Genomic DNA, 16,581 nt, shown 5'->3' on the forward strand with positions numbered 1-16,581 from the left:
ACTCTGCGAGAGTAGATGACTGCGACCCCTGAGGCCGGGGTGGACGCAGCGTGTTTGCAATTGTTCACGTGGTGGTACTGCGAATTCACTTTCGTTAACGACACAGTAACAGCGTCTGACCTCGACCGCAGCCCTTCGCTCGACAGCCGGAACAAACGGCATCTGTCCCGGGTCGAAAAAGTTGCTGGTGGCCCCCGACGGCGACGAACTCGTCGCACCGGCGGGCGCGATGGTCTTTGCCGATAGCGCGTCCCTCGAACCTCCTTTCGTCCTTTTCAGCTGGTCGATCACCTATGGCCGCGGCTCAGCCCGCGAAGGGTGGTCGGGCCATGACGGTGGGTCGGAAGCCGTATTTGGGGCCGGCCACACCGTGCCCGCCGGCGCCGGCACCGGCCAACGGCATGCCCCCGAGCAGGTTTCCGGGCCCGCCTGCGGCCTCGGGAGCCGCGCTGATGGTGCTGACCGGGATCGCATGCCCCAGCGCCGGCGCCACCGCCGGAGCCCCCGACCAGGCCACCGGCACCGACAACTTGCCCCCGATCGAGGCCGCGCTGCCCAACGCCGCCACCGGATGCGCCGCGGCCGCACCACCACCGAGCATCCCGCCTAAACCCCCCAACGCGGGCAAGGCCTTGGCCGCCGCCGGGGCCGCACTACCGATCAACCCCAACGACTTGGAAATCTGCACAAAGTTGTTCCCCATACCAATGCTGAAATACGGCAAACCCTCAGTGTTATAGAAGAGGCCCGCGAACGGGGTGTAGCCGTTGACCAGCGTGCCGAGGTTGGTGGGGAAGGTGGTCTGCCCGGTCAGCAGGAACCAGAGCTCGGTCAACGGGTCGGTGGCGGTCGTCGCCTGCGCGGTCGCGTTGGCGGTGGCCTTGCTGGCGGGTTGGGCCATCGACTGCAACACCTTGGAGGTGTTGGTCGCCGTGGAATCCGTGGTCGCCTTGGTCACCGCGGCGCTCTGAGTGGCCTGCCCCGACGGATTGGTGATCTCGGGCGCCTTCTGAAACGGCGTCTGCTTGGTCGCCGCCGACGACTGACCCGCATACCCATACATCGCCCCGGCATCTTGCGCCCAATACTCCCCATACTGAGCCTCCAACTGCGCGATCAACGGCGTGTTCTGCCCCAACACATTCGTCGCCTGCAACTGGCTGACCTGCATCCGATTCGACGCCACCAACGGCGGGGGCACCGACGCCGACAACGCCGCCTCATAAGCCGCCGCCGCCGCCCGCGCCTGCGTGGCCGCCTCCTCAGCCTGCGCAGCCGCCGACGTCATCCACGCGATATAAGGCTCCACCGCCTGGGCCATCGTCGCCGAGGCCGTACCCAACCACTCCTCACTGCTCAGCGAGGTCACCACCTGCTCATAACTGAGCGCGGCAGAATTCAACTCCGCCGCCAACGCACTCCACGCCGACGCCGCAGACACCAACGAACCCGACCCCGGACCCGAATAAATCCGCGCCGAATTGAACTCCGGCGGAAAAGCCCCATAGTCCAGCACGAATAGCCCCTTAACCTGTGATCTGCGGATCGATGCGTCGAGTTGCGAACGACGTTAATGCGCTGGTGACCGGCCTCGCCGCGTTCGCCCGGCGGGCGGCGTCACGGTCGGCCGCCCGGGTGGGCGGCGCCAGCGGCCGCGGCGCGCCGACGGACCGCGCGGGCGTCGGCCCGGATAACGATCCGGAACTGCGCAAACGGCCGGAGCCGAGGGGTCGCCCGCGCGGGTCGCGGCGGCGCGATGTCGTGGTGGCCCGGGGCGCCGGTATCGGGGCCGGGGATAAAATCCGGGCGCGGCTAAAGGTGAGGGTGTGCATGCCGAATTCCGCCGCTTATCCGGCCGAGGGTGGGCGTGTCAGCACGCTGTAGCGGAATCCGTATTTGTTGACGTAGCCCGCGGCCGTGCCCCGGCGACCCAGCGCCCCCGCGGGCATGCCCCGCAGCAGACCGTTGGCCGGCCCGGAAGTGCCCGTCGCGGCCGCCTGCACCGGCGTGGCCTCCATCTCCGACACCGTCGCCGGGCTGACCGCCGAGGTCAGCGTCGCCCAATGCTGGGGCACCGACAACGCCCCGACCCGCGCGGCCTGCCCGGCACCCGCGGCGACCCCACCGCTCGCATGGCCCAGCCCGCCACCGAGGTTGCCCAGGCCCAGACTCGCGAACTGCGGTGTGGGGAACCACGCACCACCGGCACCCGCCGTGCTACCACCGGGACCAAACGTCAACTGCTGCGCGATCGACGTGCAGAAGCTCGCAATACCGTTCGAGAAGTACGCCAGACCCGTCGTCCGCTTCAGGATCGTGTCGTAGATCGTGGGGGTCAGGCCCAGCCAGTTGTTGGTCGGGGTCGGGAGCCCGGACTGCAGCAAGTTCTGCAGCGTGCTGGTGAGCAACCCCGATTCCGAGGAGTTGGTGACCGCCGCCGGCGTCTGCGCGGCCTGAGTTGCGCTGAGCGACAACGCGTGTGGCGATGCCAGCTGCGAGGTGGTTGGTGCGGTGTTGCCCGCCGGTTCGGCGACGGCCTTCGCCACCGCGGCGGCCTGGTCGCCGGTCGCGTCCGGGGCCGTGGTGTTGGGCGGCGCCGTGAACGGGACCAACTCCGAGGCGGCCAGCGACGAACCGGCGTAGCCGTACATCGCCCCGGCGTCCTGGGCCCACATCTCCATGTACTGCGCCTCGGTGGCCGCGATCGCGGGCGTGTTCTGCCCGAGGAAGTTCGTCGCCACCAGGTTCGCCAGCAACACCCGGTTGGCCGCGATCACCGGCGGCGGCACCGTCATCGCAAACGCCGCCTCGAACGCCGCCGCGGCGGCGCGAGCCTGGCCGGCCGTCTCCTCGGCCTGCGCGGCGAGGACACCCAGCCAGTTCACATACGGCATAACCGCCGACAACATCGACGCCGATGCCGGACCCACCCACAGGGCGTGGGTCAGTTCCGAGATCACCGAGGCGTAACCGCTTGCGGCCGTGCCCAACTCGGCGCCGAGCCCATCCCAGGCCGCGGCCGCGGCCATCATCGGCCCCGAGCCCGGGCCCGCGTACATGAGACCGGAATTGATCTCCGGCGGAAACGCCCCGAAGTCCATGGCTATGAGGCGCCGGGCTCGAACGACATGTATCCCCTCGTACCTGGTCTCGAGTCGATGACATCGGGCAGTTGCTTGCTTGGGAAGGCTAAATGGGCGCACCGCCCCCTCGCCGGTTCCTCGCCCGGCCGCAGCTGCGGCGACAACCAGCCCCAGCGGTTCTGCGTGCGCGCGCCGACGCCCGGCCGTCCCGGGGCGCGCGCCGCCGCGGCTGGCGGTTACCTGCGGGAATATCGCGTCAGCACTCGCCAGGGCGGGACGATTCGAGGTGTCGCCGCGGCGCGGAAACCCCCGCCGCGGGACAAAAAATCCGGCCGCAGATAAAGCGGATGCGAGGTTCGTCGCCGCGACGACGGTCGCGACGCCCACCGGCGGGCCGACAACTCCCTAGCGACGGACGGTGGGATTGGTGCGGACGCGGCGAAACACGCCCTGCCGCAGGTGCTTTCGGGGCAGGGCGTGTTTTCGATCGCGCCGGTGTCGCTGGGCTTGGGAGGCTATCCGGCGAAGGGTGGTCGGGCCATGACGGTGGGTCGGAAGCCGTATTTGGGGCCGGCCACGCCGTGCCCGCCGGCGCCGGCACCGGCCAACGGCATGCCCCCGAGCAGGTTTCCGGGCCCGCCGGCGGCCTCGGGAGCCGCGCTGATGGTGCTGACCGGGATCGCATGCCCGAGCGCCGGCGCCGCCGCCGGAGCCCCCGACCAGGCCACCGGCACCGACAACTTGCCCCCGATCGAGGCCGCACTGCCCAACGCCGCCACCGGATGCGCCGCGGCCGCACCACCACCGAGCATCCCGCCCAAACCCCCCAACGCGGGCAAGGCCTTGGCCGCCGCCGGGGCCGCACTACCGATCAACCCCAACGACTTGGAAATCTGCACAAAGTTGTTCCCCATACCAATGCTGAAATACGGCAAACCCTCAGTGTTATAGAAGAGGCTGGCGAAGGGGTTGTAGGCGCTGACGAGGTCACTCACGCTCCCGCTCCCGCTTCCGCCCGAGCTGGGAGCGGTCGCGGTCGGGGTCGTCCCGGCTGTGGGCTGGTTGGTCCCGCTCGACCCGGGTGCCGCCATCGTCTGCAAGATTTTTGACGTGTCGGTCGCAGTCGAGTTGCTCGTCGCGTTGGTGACCGCAGCAGTCTGGTTGGCCGTCCCGGACTCGTTGGTGATCTTTGGTGGCTCCTTAAAGGGCGTCTGCTTGGTCGCCGAGGATGACTGGCCCGCATAGCTGTACATTGCTCCGGCATCCTGGGCCCAGTACTCGCCGTACTGGGCCTCCAGTTGGGCGATCAGCGGGGTGTTTTGTCCCAACACGTTGGTTGCCTGTAACAGCTTGGATTGCATGCGGTTAGACGCAACCAGCGGTGGCGGCACCGACGACGACAACGCCGCCTCATAAGCCGCCGCCGCCGCCCGCGCCTGCGTAGCCGCCTCCTCAGCCTGCGCAGCCGCCGACGTCATCCACGCGATATAAGGCTCCACCGCCTGGGCCATCATCGCCGAGGCCGTACCCAACCACTCCTCACTGCTCAGCGAGGTCACCACCTGCTCATAACTGAGCGCGGCAGAATTCAACTCCGCCGCCAACGCACTCCACGCCGACGCCGCAGACACCAACGAACCCGACCCCGGACCCGAATAAATCCGCGCCGAATTGAACTCCGGCGGAAAAGCCCCGTAATCCAACATCATTGACTCCTTAACCCGTCGCGGCCGCGTTGGCCGTCTCAGTCACCGCGTACGACCCGGAGCCGGTGCTCAGGGTGTTGACGAACGTTTCGTGGATCGCCGCCGCGGGTGCGCTGACGGCCTGATAAATCTGTGCGTGCGCAGCGGCCTGCGCCGCAGTCACCTCCGGGATGAGGTGGGTCATGGGGCATCGCCTCCGTCTGTCGAGGTATCCATGGGTGTCATCCGGCCGAGGGTGGGCGTGTCAGCACGCTGTAGCGGAATCCGTATTTATTGACGTAGCCGCCGGCGGCGCCCCGGCGTCCCAGTGCCCCGGCGGGCATGCCACGCAACAGCCCGTTGGCCGGTCCGGTGGTTCCCGTCGCCGCGGCCTGCACGGGGGTGGCCTCCAGGTCGGGCACCGTCGCCGGGTTGACCGCCGAGGTGAGCGTCGCCCAATGCTGGGGCACCGACAACGTCCCGATCCGGGCGGCCTGCCCGGCGCTCGCGGTAACCCCGCTCAGGTGGCCCGCTCCGCCACCTAGGTTGCCCAATCCCAAGTTTGCGAACTGGGGCGTGGGGAACCACGCACCGCCGGCACCCGCCGTGCTACCACCGGGACCAAAGGTCAGCTGCTGGGCGATCGACGACGCGAACTGCCCCATACCGTTAGAGAAGTACGCCAGACCCGTGGTGCGTTTGAAGATCGTGTCGTTGAAGGTCGGGTCGCCAAAGATGTTCTTGAGTGAGGTCGTGGTCCCGGTAGACGCCGCATTCGTTGCGGTCGTCGGCGCCTGCATGGCTTGAGATGCATTCAGCGACAACGCTTGTGGCGAGGCCACCTGTGACGTGCTTTGCGCCGTGTTGCCCGCCGGTTCGGCCACGGCCTTCGCCACCGCGGCGGCCTGGTTGCTTGCCGCGTCCGGCGTTGAGGTTTTCGGCGGCGGCGCGAACGGGGCCAACTCCGAGGCCATCGCCGACGATGCGGCGTAGCCGTACATCGCCACGGCGTCCTGGGCCCACATCTCCATGTACTGCGCCTCGGTGGCCGCGATCGCCGGGGTGTTCTGCCCGAAGAAGTTCGTCGCGATCAGATTCGCCAGCAACACCCGATTGGCCGCGATCACCGGCGGCGGCACCGTCATCGCAAACGCCGCCTCGAACGCCGCCGCGGCCACCCGGCCCTGACTGGCGGCTTCTTCGGCCTGCGCGGCCACCGCGCTGAGCCAGCTGATGAACGGGGTGATCGCCGAGATCATCGAGATCGACGCCGGCCCCACCCATGGCCCACTGATGAGCTCCGTGACCACCGAGTTGTACCCGTTGGCCGCCACGCCCACCTCCGCCGCGATCTCGTCCCACGCGGCGGCCGCGGCCATCATCGGCCCCGAGCCCGGACCCGCATACATGCGACCTGAATTGATTTCGGGCGGTAACGCACCGAAGTCAAGCACCTATCCTCCTCAGTCGGCCGAGCCCGCAGGCGATTTCGGCTGTCACATGGGAATCAGTGGTGGCGGTAATCACGGCTCTGTAAACGACCCCACCGGTCGATGGCTGCGTCCGCGGGAGCCCGTCAGCGGCCGTTCGGTCCGCGACTCGGCCGGCCGGGCGGGCCGGTGCATGCTGACCAAGGGGCTGCGTCCGGAAAGGTGATCTGCCACCACGCTTCTCGGACTTCTGGTCAAAAACGACATGCACCTTCTGCCTCGGCCAATCCCGTTTTCAGCAACCGGGCGACAGCTCCATGCCTCCGAACTGCCGCCCGGCACTGAGATTAGTTCGTTATGGGGCAAACGCCGACACGCAAAGGCCGCTGTTTATCAATGGCCAACCACTGTTCATTCCCGGTCGGCAGCAGTTCATATAGGGCAACGGTTTGTTCATTCACCGTTTGCTTGCACGGCGCGGTACCGCGGCCGTCCGGCGGCGTCGTTGCGCCGTCAGTCCTCGTCGAGGATCAGCGCCATCTCGGGGCAGGATGCGACGCCATCGCGAGTCACCTGCTCGTCTTCGGGCCGGACGTCACGCTCCTGAAGAATTGAATAGCCGGACTCGTCAATGGGAAAAAGGTCGGGGTCGACGGCGTAACACTGGGCGTGGCCCACGCATTTCGACTGCTCCAGGCGAACCCTCACGAAGTTTCCTCCCTAGGCGGTCCGATACGGCGCTTCACGGTCCGATACCCAGATTAGTCGGTCGGTAAAGTATCGAGGATGTTCGCCATCAAGGACGGGCGCCGAATGGCTCGAATGGGCCCGGCTGTTCGGATCCGTGTTCCTTTGCCCCCCATGCAATATTGATGCGCCCCCGGATGTTGGTGCCGGCATGAGCGACGGCCAATACGGCTCGTTCCACTTACCCCGGCTGGATGTCGACAAGTTGCCGATGAGCGCCGACCGCGGGCTGGGGTGGAAGACGCTGCGCGATGCGGGGCCGGTGGTGTTCATGAACGGCCACTACTACCTCACCCGCCGCGAAGACGTGCTGGCCGCGCTGCGCAACCCCAAGGTCTTTTCCTCGACGGTGCTGCAGCCCCCCGGCCACCCGCTGCCGGTGCTGCCGCTGGCTTTTGACCCACCGCAACACACCCGCTACCGCAAGATCCTGCAGCCGTATTTCAGCCCGCACGCGCTGAGTAAGTCCCGTCCCGCGCTGGAGCGCCACGCCCGCGACATGATCGGCGCGCTGGCCGGTCGGGGCGAGTGCGAGGTGATGGCGGATCTCGCGAGCCTGTACCCGTTTCAGGTGTTCCTGGACCTCTACGGTCTGCCCCTCGAGGATCGCGATCGCCTGATCGATTGGAAAGATTCCGTCATCGCCGACAAGCCGTTCCTCACCCAGGCCGATATGGCGAAGGGCCAGCAGCTGCTGCAATACCTGGTCGACGCCATCGCGCAGCGCCGGCAAAACCCCGGCTCGGACATGTTGTCGCAGGTGATGACCGGCGGCGGCGACTTCAGTGACATCGAGCTGCTCGGCATGAGCCACCTGTTGATCCTCGCCGGCCTGGACACCGTCACCGCGGCGATCGGATTCTCGCTCTTCGAACTGGCGCGACGGCCGCAGCTGCGCGCGGAGCTTCGCGACAACCCCAAGCAGATCAGGGTTTTCATCGAAGAGATCGTCCGGCTGGAACCGTCGGCGCCGGTGGCGCCCCGGATCACCACCGAGTTCGTCGAAGTCGGCGGCATGACGTTGCCGCCGGGCACCTCGGTGCGGCTGTGCATGGCGGCCGTCAACCGCGACGACAGCGACCCGATGTCCACCAACGAGCTCAACATGGACGGGAAAGTCCACCGGCACTGGGGTTTTGGCGGCGGTCCGCACCGGTGCCTGGGCTCGCACCTGGCGCGCATCGAGCTGACGGTGATCGTCGCGGAGTGGCTCAACCAGATCCCGGATTTCGAGCTGCCCGCGGACTACTCCCCCGTGATCAATTACCCGTCAAAGAGTTTCGCTCTCAAGGAGCTGCCGCTGCGCTGGGGCTGAGCCCCGGGTATTTCCCGGGCCGCCCCGGCGCGGCGGCCGGCTCCTACTTGCGTATCTCCGTCGCGGCGACCTGAACGAACACGCCGGTGTCCTCGGCCATCAGCAGGCCGCGGCCGCGGGGCAGCGGGCCACCCTTCATCTTGCCGCGGATGAATCCCTCGTCGGGGTCGGCGTCCATCACCAGCAGGGGCGCGTTCGCCTGGGCCAGCGCCCTCAACATCGGGTCGCTGCCCGCCGACGACCAACCACCGAACGTCCGGGTGACGATCACGTGCAGGCCGACGTCGGCGGCCCGGGTCACCCACGGTGCGGCCTTGTGCAGCGGCGAATCGAAACCGGCTGGCAGCTGCTGGATGTCGTCGACGATCAAGAAGATCTCCGGTCCGCTCCACCACGACCGCGACAGCAACTCTTCGGCGGACAGGCCCGGCGGTGGCTCGCGGCCGGCCAGGACCGCGGCCAGTTCGCCCATCATCGCCTGCACGCCGTCGAGGTTGTAGGCGAACTTCTCCACGTAGTCCGAACCCAGCGTCGTCAGCAGCTGACGCCGCGGGTCCACCAGCCACACCTGCGCCGAGGGTTGCCCCGCCGGCGGCTGCGGGGCGCTGGTGGCTCCCGGCGCGTACAGCCGCCCGATCTCGGACATGATGGTGGCCAGCGTCGTGGTACGCCCACATTCGCGGCGGCCGGTGACCATCAGGTGCGCGTTCTCGGCGAAGTTGAGGTAGACCGGCGACAGGTCCAATTCCGAGATGGCCCAAGCGATTCCGCCCGCACCGACGCCCTGGCGGGTGTCCTGGGCGGCAATCTCGCGAAGCTGATCGATGCCGAACGTCGCCGGCAACCGGCGCACCGGCGGGGCCTGGCCGCTCGCGACGCGGCTGACGGCTTCGACGATGCTGTCGGACTCGAACCGGTTGTCCGGCGTGCTCGCCAACGCGGGCCGGGCCACGAGCGTGTGCAGACCGGACTGCGGGTCGGCGTCGAGGCGGACGTAGTTGACCGCGACCATGCCGCGACCCGGCTTGACCGGAACATCCTTGGCGAACCGGGACCGCACCAGCTTGGCGTCTTCGACGGCGGCCAGCCGCAACTCGACCCGGGAGCCGAAGCCGCTGCGCACCGGCGGCCGCAGCTCGGATTCGCGATCGGCGGTGACCACCACGTGCACCCCGAACGAGGGGCCCTGGTTGATGATCACGTTCACCTGCTCGATCAGCACCTCGTTCTCTTCGGCCAGCGCCCGGTAGTTGTCCACCACCAGGTAGACGTCACCGAACCCGTCATTGGGGACCGGCCCGGGCTCGCCGCCGAACCTCCGCCGCCGGAACACCTCCATCGAGGCGATCCCGTACTCGAGGAAGGTGCGCTTGCGCTCCCGCACCAGGGCCAGCAGCTCGGCCACCGTGCGGCGCACGCCGTACGGGTCGGTCGGACCGGCCACCTCGCCGACGTGGGGCAGCCCGGCGACCGTGGTCAGGGCGGTGCTGCTGTAGGCCAAGCAGTAGAACTGGATCTGCTCGGGTGTGTGGGTCAGCGCCGCCGCGCAGATCAGGGTCTGCAGCGCGGTCGTTTTGCCCGAGCCACCGGCCCCCAGGATCAGGACGTTGGCACCGGGACCGGACGTGTCGACGGTCCACGGCGGCTGGTCGTGCTTGAACGGGCGGTCGATGATCCCGATCGGGAAGACCAGATCCCGCGCGGTGCCGTAATCCTGCTGCCACGGGCGGCCGAGGAACCGGTTCACCAACTCGTCGATCGCGACGGGCTGGTTCAGCGGCGGCTGCCACAGCCGGTAGGGCTGGAAGTCGATCTTGCGCAGCTGATCGATGATGACCGTGCCGACCTTCGGCGTCCGGATCCCTTCGACGTCGTCGTCCGGTCCCTCCACCTCCGGCAGGTCGCCGTCGGTGGGGATCGCCGGGGTGTTGACCTCGGGCCCCCCGACGCTGACCTCCAGCGGGGTGAACGAGTTCGTGAACAGCTGCGGGCGCACGTAGTCGATGCTGTGCACCAACGCCGGCGCCTCGTCCCCGTCGTCGGTGAGGCCGCGCGGAAAGTAGTCCCGCCAAAGGAATTCGGCCTGGAACCGGACGATGTCCTCCAAGCTGCGGCGGAAGTACCCCAGGCCCGCCTGGGCAGGCAGGTTGACCGCGTTCGGCACGCCGGCCGCCTGCGCCGCACCGGCGGTACGCGCCTTGAGCACCAGCCGGTAACCCATGTTCTCCATGAGCTTTTCGGCGCGGCTCTCGATGGTCTGCGACGCCATCATCAGGTGGATCCAGTAGGCGCGGCCCTGACGGCCGATCGAGTCGAGGACGTCGACCGCCGTCGGCATGATGCGGAACCATTCGTAGAACTCGTCGATGACGACCACGAGCATCGGCAGCGGCGCCATGTCCTGGCCGCGCGCCCGCATCCGGCTGCGCACCGAGTTGTATTCCTTGGCGTCGTCGACACCCGCGCTGTCGCAGATCGCCTTACGACGCGCTATCTCGCCCCACAGCGCGTCGAGGAAGCGCTCCATCAACGCCTGGTCCTCTTCCAGGTCGGTGATGATCCGGGACACGTGCGGCACCCCGGCGAACGGCTTGACCGCCGACCCACCCTTGAGGTCGGCCAGCACGAACTGCAGCTCCTCCGGCGGGTGGCTGAGCATCAGCGATTCGATCACCGTCCGCACCAGGGTCGACTTCCCCGAACCCGTCGTCCCGGACATGACGCCGTGGGGGCCGTCGCCGCCTTCGTCCAGCGACTTCATGTCCAGGAACAACAGCTCGCCGTTGTCGGAACGCACACCGAACGGGGCCCGCAACCGCGACCGGCCCATCGAGTCGTTGCGGCTGCCCCACAACGCCTCGAAATCGATGTGGCCGGGATCGTCAATTCCGTAGTAGGACATGATGTCTCGGGCGCCGATGTGCGCCACCCGCTGGCCGATCTCCTCGTACGCCTCGGCGAGCCGCCAGCGCGCCAGCTTCTGCGCGAACTCCTCCGCCTCGGCGACGCTGATGTGGTCGGTGAGGGCGAAGAACCACGGCTTCTCGTCGATCACCATCCAGGTGTCGCGGTCGCGGGGCAGCGCCTCGATCACACCCATCTTGTCGAACCGCAGGGTCCGCTCCGGCACCGCGCTCCACATCGGCGAGCCGGTGAGATCGAAGAACGTCACCCCGTCGACGCCCTCGCCGCTGATCACGTACTCCCATTGGGGGTCAACGGCATCGGCGATGATCACCGTGTGCGGCGTCGGGGTCTGGGCGGCCGAGCTGGCGTGGCGGGGGGTGAAAGACCCACGGCCGGCGAACAATTCGGCCTGCTCGGCGGCGAACTCGCGCACCGAGCTGTACACCATGCGCGCGTTGCCCGCCGCGTCCTGGCGGCGCGGATCACCGAAGTGGGGCAGCCATTTCACCCAGTCCCATTCGTCCACATCCGAACTGACCACGATCATCCGAACATGGTCGGGGCCGTGGGAGAACGCCAGCTGGCAGACGATCGCCCGCATCAAACCCAGGACCTGCTCGCGGTCCCCGGCCAGCGAGTACCAGGGTTCGACCAGCACCGAGATCATCTTGGGCAGGTTGTAAACGACGCTCTGATAGCGCCCGAACTCCTGAAGCGCCTTACCGGTCACCGGCTCGAGCTCGATGTCGGTCGGCATGTTCTGGGGCTCGCCCCAGGTCACCTCGGGACGTGTCATGCCGACGCCGACACGGACCACGCCGAAGTTCAGGTCCTTGCCGTCGGGCTTGCGTTCCCACATGCGCGAGGATCCGACCGCGGCGGCCAGCGTGGTGGGCGCGGGGTGGAACCACCGGTAGTTGGCGTCCATGCTGTCGGCCGACTCGTGGGCGGTCTCGCGCAGCATGTCGAGCATCAACATGAACTGGGCGCGCATCGAGTCCAGCTTCGGCCGGCTCATCTGCTGCTGGCCGCCGAACCGGCCGCCGAACATCATCATCGCGACGCCGCCGATCATGAAGATCGGGAAGATGGCGCCCGCGCCACCGAACACGTGCGAGCCGCTGGCGAACGTCATGCCGACCATGCCGATCAGCAGGCCGACCACCAGCACACCGACCACCACCAGCCACCAGGGCTTGCCCTCCGGCGGCGGAATGCTCAGCGGGGTCGGAAGGACGATGTTCTCCGGCTTGATGACCGGGGGCTTCTCCGGTGTCGGCCGGGCAAATCCACGTTTCACTTCGGTACCGTCAACTCTCCTGGGGACATATCCATCGGCAGCGTGTCGTGCTGCACCAGCGCATCCGAGCGCGACAACGTCGGCCCCTGCGGCAGCAGCCGCAGCGCCACCCACGGCGCCAGGGCCGGTTTCGTCTTCAGGCCCAACGCTTCTCGGACTTCACGGGTGTCGTCGACCCCGAACCGGGCGCCCGCGTCCGTGAGCCACCACAGCGATTCGGTGGTCTTGGCACCGGGATCGTTTCCGGTGACGGCGACGAAGTTCGCGTAGTCGGGCCCGAAGAACACCTGGTCGGCTTCGCGGCCGGTGGTGTCCGCCTTGACCAGCGACACCACCCGGTTGACGTCCTTCGTCTCGACCGGGATGGTCGCGCCGGAGATGACCTGCACGCGGGCCCGGTTTTCACCGGAGGTCTTCTGCCACCACCAGCAGGTCGCCGGGTTCTCGCGGATGTCCATCACGTTCAGGGGCGCATCCGGGTAGGACGACAGGTCCAGCTTGTTGACCACCGGCATCTTCGCCAACGCGGACGGTTCCACCGTCACGGGTTTGGTGTTGCCCGGTCCGGCGTTCTGCAGGATCTGGGCCACCAACGGCGGCAGCGTCTGCACACCGTCGGCCAACACCAGCGAATACTGTTGCGGCCCACTGATTTGCGGGGTGACGATCACCGTGCCGATCGGTCCGGGCGCCCCCGGGAAGGACGCGCCGGCGCCCGCGTTCTGAATCTGGGGCACCGTCAGTTCCGGACCCACCGGCAACGCGTCGTAGAGGGCGCGGCTCATTGGCTTGGCCATGCTGACCTGCTCGGGGGTCAGGCCCAGCGGCAGCAGCACCGACCGGTTCGCGGCGTCGATGCGCGAGCGGCGTCCGTCGCGGATCACCCAGGCGTCGCCGCCGTAGTTCAGCACCACCGCGTCCGTCCCGGTCAGCACCCGCCGGTGGTGGCTCAGATCGGGATTGCCGTCGATGACCGTGACCGTCACGCCGGACGGGGCGCCCGCGCCGGTCGAGTTCGCCACGGTGTCGCAGACCAACCATGACGAGGCGCCCGGGCTGGTGGGGTGGAAGCTCGACGGCGCACCCGGGATGCCCACCATCGGGCCGCGCGGCAGGCTGGCGATCTGGCTCGACCGAACCAGGTGCGGATTGTCCGGGCGGCCGGTGATCAGCCGCGCCGACGCCAGGTTCAGCGCGGGATACAGCCGGTCCCCCACCCGGACGTACAGGGCGCCCGAGTCGCGGTCGGCGATGATCGGCGACTCGTTGATCTGGCCGGCCGGGCTGATGAACGAATAGAGCAGCGCGCCCAGGCAGATCACCAGGGCGGCCGAAATCGATGCCACCACGGCGAGGTTCTGCCGTCGGCCGGGCTCGACCTCCATGCGCACGCGCCACCGGGTCAGCGCTATCGCGGTCCGGCGGGCAAGGAACTGATAGCCGGTGACCTGGGTCCGCGTCGACAGCCCAAGGCCGTACCCCGACCCGCGCTGCCCGCGACTCTCTTCCGCCACTAATTCACCATCCGGGTTGCTCGAACGCCTGGATTCGGCCCCTGTGAACCGATCCAGCGCGAATTACATGACAACGGTAAGGCACCTGCACGGACCTCGCCATGCGGCGCCGAAGCGCATTCACTTCTGCCTCTGCTCATCGCGCCCGGATCCGGCCCGTTCACCGCGCCGGCGCCCCCGCGCGGACGGCCCCGACCGGCGCCGTTGAGCTGGCAGTTTCTGTTCCCCCAAGACCAGCCACCGAATCCCCTCACGGCATCGTAGTGGCCCATCGCGCCGGCGTCCTGTCGAGCGCGCGGGGCGGGTCACCGACGGGCGGGGCAGATGAACGGAAGGCGGCCGTCCAGCAAAGAAAACGCCAACTGCGTCGGGTCCGGGTCGCCGGTCGGCGAATCCTGGCAGCAAGATGGCCCTATGACCGAACTCGCACCGTCGCTGATCGAACTCGCCCGGAGGTACGGCATCGCGACGGAGTACGAGGACTGGAGCGGCAGGCGGGTGCGGGTGTCGGAGGCGACGCTCAAGGCCGTGCTGGCCGCGCTCGGCGTCGCGGCCGACGACGAACAGGAACGCAACCTCGCGCTCACCGCCAAGCTGCGGTCGCACTGGGCGCGGCGGCTGCCGGCGACCATCGTCGGCCGCACCGGTGAGCAGATCCGGTTTTGGGCCCACGTCACCCATGGTGCTCCCGCCGAGGTGTGGTTGACGCTCGAGGACGGCACGGTGCGCGGCGACGTCGCGCAGGTCGACAACTTCACCCCGCCGTTCGACCTGGACGGACGCTGGGTCGGCGAGGCCAGCTTCCTGCTGCCCACCGACCTGCCGCTGGGGTATCACCGGGTGCACCTGCGGTCCGGGGACTCCGAGACCAGCACCGCGCTGATCGTGACGCCGGATTGGCTCGGGCTGCCGGAGCGGCTCGGCAACCGTCGCGCCTGGGGCCTGGCCGTTCAGCTCTACAGCGTGCGGTCCCGGCGGTCCTGGGGCGTCGGCGATCTCACCGATCTGACCGACCTCGCGGTGTGGTCGGCGTCGCGCCACGGCGCCGATTACCTTCTGGTCAATCCGCTGCATGCGGCGGCGCCTGCGGGTCCGAAGGGCCGGATGGAGCCATCGCCGTACCTGCCGACGTCGCGGCGCTTCGTCAATCCGATTTATCTTCGCGTCGAGGCGATCCCCGAATTCGCCGACCTGGGCAAGCGCAGCCGGGTCCGCCGGCTGCGCGCGGACGTCCAGGAGCGCGCCGGCCGCGTCGACACCATCGACCGCGACAGCTCGTGGGCGGCCAAACGGGCCGCCCTCAAGCTGCTGCACGAGGAACCGCGGTCGGCGGGCCGGGAGCTGTCGTACGCGGCGTTCCGCGACCGGGAGGGCCGCGCGCTCGACGACTTCGCGACCTGGTGCGCGCTGGCCGAACAATACGGCGATGACTGGCATTGTTGGCCCGAATCGCTGCAACATCCCGACGCGTCCGGGGTCGCAGACTTTGTCGAAAAACATTCCGACACAGTCGATTTCCACCGCTGGTTGCAATGGCAAATCGACGAGCAGCTCGCCGCGGCCCAGTCCCAGGCGATCCGGGCCGGAATGTCGTTGGGCATCATGGGCGACCTGGCCGTCGGCGTGCACCCCAACGGCGCCGACACCTGGGCGCTGCAGGATGTGATGGCGCTGGGCGTGACCGCCGGGGCGCCACCGGACGAGTTCAATCAGCTCGGCCAGGACTGGTCGCAGCCGCCGTGGCGGCCGGACCGACTGGACGAGCACGAGTACCGGCCGTTTCGCGCGTTGATCCGCGCGGTGCTGCGGCACGCCGGCGGGGTGCGCATCGACCACATCATCGGGTTGTTCCGGCTCTGGTGGATCCCGCGGGGTGCATCACCCACCGAGGGCACCTACGTCCGCTACGACCACGAAGCCATGATCGGCATCGTCGCCCTGGAGGCACACCGGGCCGGCGCGGTGGTGGTGGGCGAGGACCTCGGCACGGTCGAGCCGTGGGTGCGCGACTACCTGTTGTTGCGGGGGCTGCTGGGCACGTCGATCCTCTGGTTCGAGCTGGACCGCGACGGGAACGGCGGACCACTGCCGGCGGAGCGCTGGCGGGAGTACTGCCTGTCCTCGGTCACCACCCACGACCTGCCGCCGACGGCCGGCTACCTGGCGGGCGACCATGTGCGGCTGCGTGACTCGCTGGGATTGCTGACCCGGCCCGTCGCCGAGGAGCTCGAGTCCGACCGTGCCGAGTTGGCGGCGTGGCTGGCCGAGTTGCGCCGGGTGGGGCTGCTCGATGAAGGCGAAGACGACCCGCAGCAGGTCGTCCTGGCGCTGTACAAGTACCTGGGCCGGACGCCGTCGCGGCTGCTGGGGCTGGCGCTCACCGACGCCGTCGGTGACCGTCGCACCCAGAACCAGCCCGGCACCACGGACGAATACCCCAACTGGCGGGTCCCGCTGACCGGTCCGGACGGGCGCGACGTGCTGCTCGAAGACGTGTTCACCGACCCCCGGGCCGCCACGCTGGCCGAGGCCGTGCGCGCCGCGATCGCCCCGGCCGCCTCGGAAAGCTCGGAGAGCGTTCAAAGCGCGGCCCGCTGACC

At 68.5% G+C, this 16,581-nt stretch carries 9 protein-coding genes and 1 pseudogene; 2 read left to right on the forward strand and 8 right to left on the reverse strand.

Features of this window, described 5'->3' with window-relative positions:
- Positions 1–304 precede the first annotated feature (304 nt).
- From OCQ_RS12785 to OCQ_RS12815, 6 genes and pseudogenes are all read right to left on the reverse strand, one after another.
- A complete protein-coding gene (locus OCQ_RS12785) occupies positions 305–1,516 on the reverse strand; it encodes a PPE family protein (RefSeq protein WP_014384777.1) in 1,212 nt (403 codons plus the stop codon).
- Between the two features lie 331 nt (positions 1,517–1,847).
- Positions 1,848–3,101, reverse strand: a complete 1,254-nt coding sequence (locus OCQ_RS12795) for a PPE family protein (RefSeq protein ID WP_014384779.1) — start codon at positions 3,099–3,101, stop codon at positions 1,848–1,850.
- 497 nt (positions 3,102–3,598) lie between these two features.
- The gene (locus tag OCQ_RS12800; RefSeq protein WP_014384781.1) at positions 3,599–4,792 is read right to left on the reverse strand and encodes a PPE family protein; all 1,194 of its coding nucleotides are present in this window, start codon (positions 4,790–4,792) and stop codon (positions 3,599–3,601) included.
- 7 nt (positions 4,793–4,799) lie between these two features.
- Positions 4,800–4,961 (reverse strand): annotated as a pseudogene (locus OCQ_RS12805) (PE domain-containing protein); the annotation flags it as partial.
- Positions 4,962–5,010: 49 nt separating this feature from the next.
- A complete protein-coding gene (locus OCQ_RS12810; protein ID WP_014384782.1) occupies positions 5,011–6,222 on the reverse strand; it encodes a PPE family protein in 1,212 nt (403 codons plus the stop codon).
- Positions 6,223–6,711: 489 nt separating this feature from the next.
- The gene (locus tag OCQ_RS12815; protein WP_009954154.1) at positions 6,712–6,906 is read right to left on the reverse strand and encodes a ferredoxin; all 195 of its coding nucleotides are present in this window, start codon (positions 6,904–6,906) and stop codon (positions 6,712–6,714) included.
- 190 nt (positions 6,907–7,096) lie between these two features.
- On the opposite strand from OCQ_RS12815, the gene OCQ_RS12820 reads away from it, so the two are divergent.
- Positions 7,097–8,260, forward strand: a complete 1,164-nt coding sequence (locus tag OCQ_RS12820) for a cytochrome P450 (protein ID WP_014384783.1) — start codon at positions 7,097–7,099, stop codon at positions 8,258–8,260.
- A 43-nt stretch (positions 8,261–8,303) separates the two neighbouring features.
- Here the strand turns inward: OCQ_RS12820 and OCQ_RS12825 are convergent, their stop codons facing one another.
- Positions 8,304–12,467, reverse strand: coding sequence for a type VII secretion protein EccC (locus tag OCQ_RS12825; protein WP_009954152.1), 4,164 nt, complete (start codon positions 12,465–12,467; stop codon positions 8,304–8,306).
- The gene (gene eccB / locus OCQ_RS12830) at positions 12,464–13,981 is read right to left on the reverse strand and encodes a type VII secretion protein EccB (protein WP_009954151.1); all 1,518 of its coding nucleotides are present in this window, start codon (positions 13,979–13,981) and stop codon (positions 12,464–12,466) included. The genes OCQ_RS12825 and eccB overlap by 4 nt, the downstream gene beginning before the upstream one ends.
- A gap of 414 nt (positions 13,982–14,395) precedes the next feature.
- On the opposite strand from eccB, the gene malQ reads away from it, so the two are divergent.
- Positions 14,396–16,579, forward strand: coding sequence for a 4-alpha-glucanotransferase (gene malQ, locus OCQ_RS12835; RefSeq protein ID WP_014384785.1), 2,184 nt, complete (start codon positions 14,396–14,398; stop codon positions 16,577–16,579).
- Positions 16,580–16,581: the final 2 nt, after the last annotated feature.

It is taken from the genome of Mycobacterium paraintracellulare (assembly GCF_000276825.1).
GTDB lineage: Bacteria > Actinomycetota > Actinomycetes > Mycobacteriales > Mycobacteriaceae > Mycobacterium > Mycobacterium intracellulare.

What these genes read in the sequence shown, in the direction of transcription:
- OCQ_RS12795 (WP_014384779.1), bottom strand. Translation starts at nt 3,101, where the DNA reads ATGGACTTCGGGGCGTTTCCGCCGGAGATCAATTCCGGTCTCATGTAC.
- OCQ_RS12800 (WP_014384781.1), bottom strand. Translation starts at nt 4,792, where the DNA reads ATGATGTTGGATTACGGGGCTTTTCCGCCGGAGTTCAATTCGGCGCGG.
- OCQ_RS12820 (WP_014384783.1), top strand. Translation starts at nt 7,097, where the DNA reads ATGAGCGACGGCCAATACGGCTCGTTCCACTTACCCCGGCTGGATGTC.
- malQ (WP_014384785.1), top strand. Translation starts at nt 14,396, where the DNA reads ATGACCGAACTCGCACCGTCGCTGATCGAACTCGCCCGGAGGTACGGC.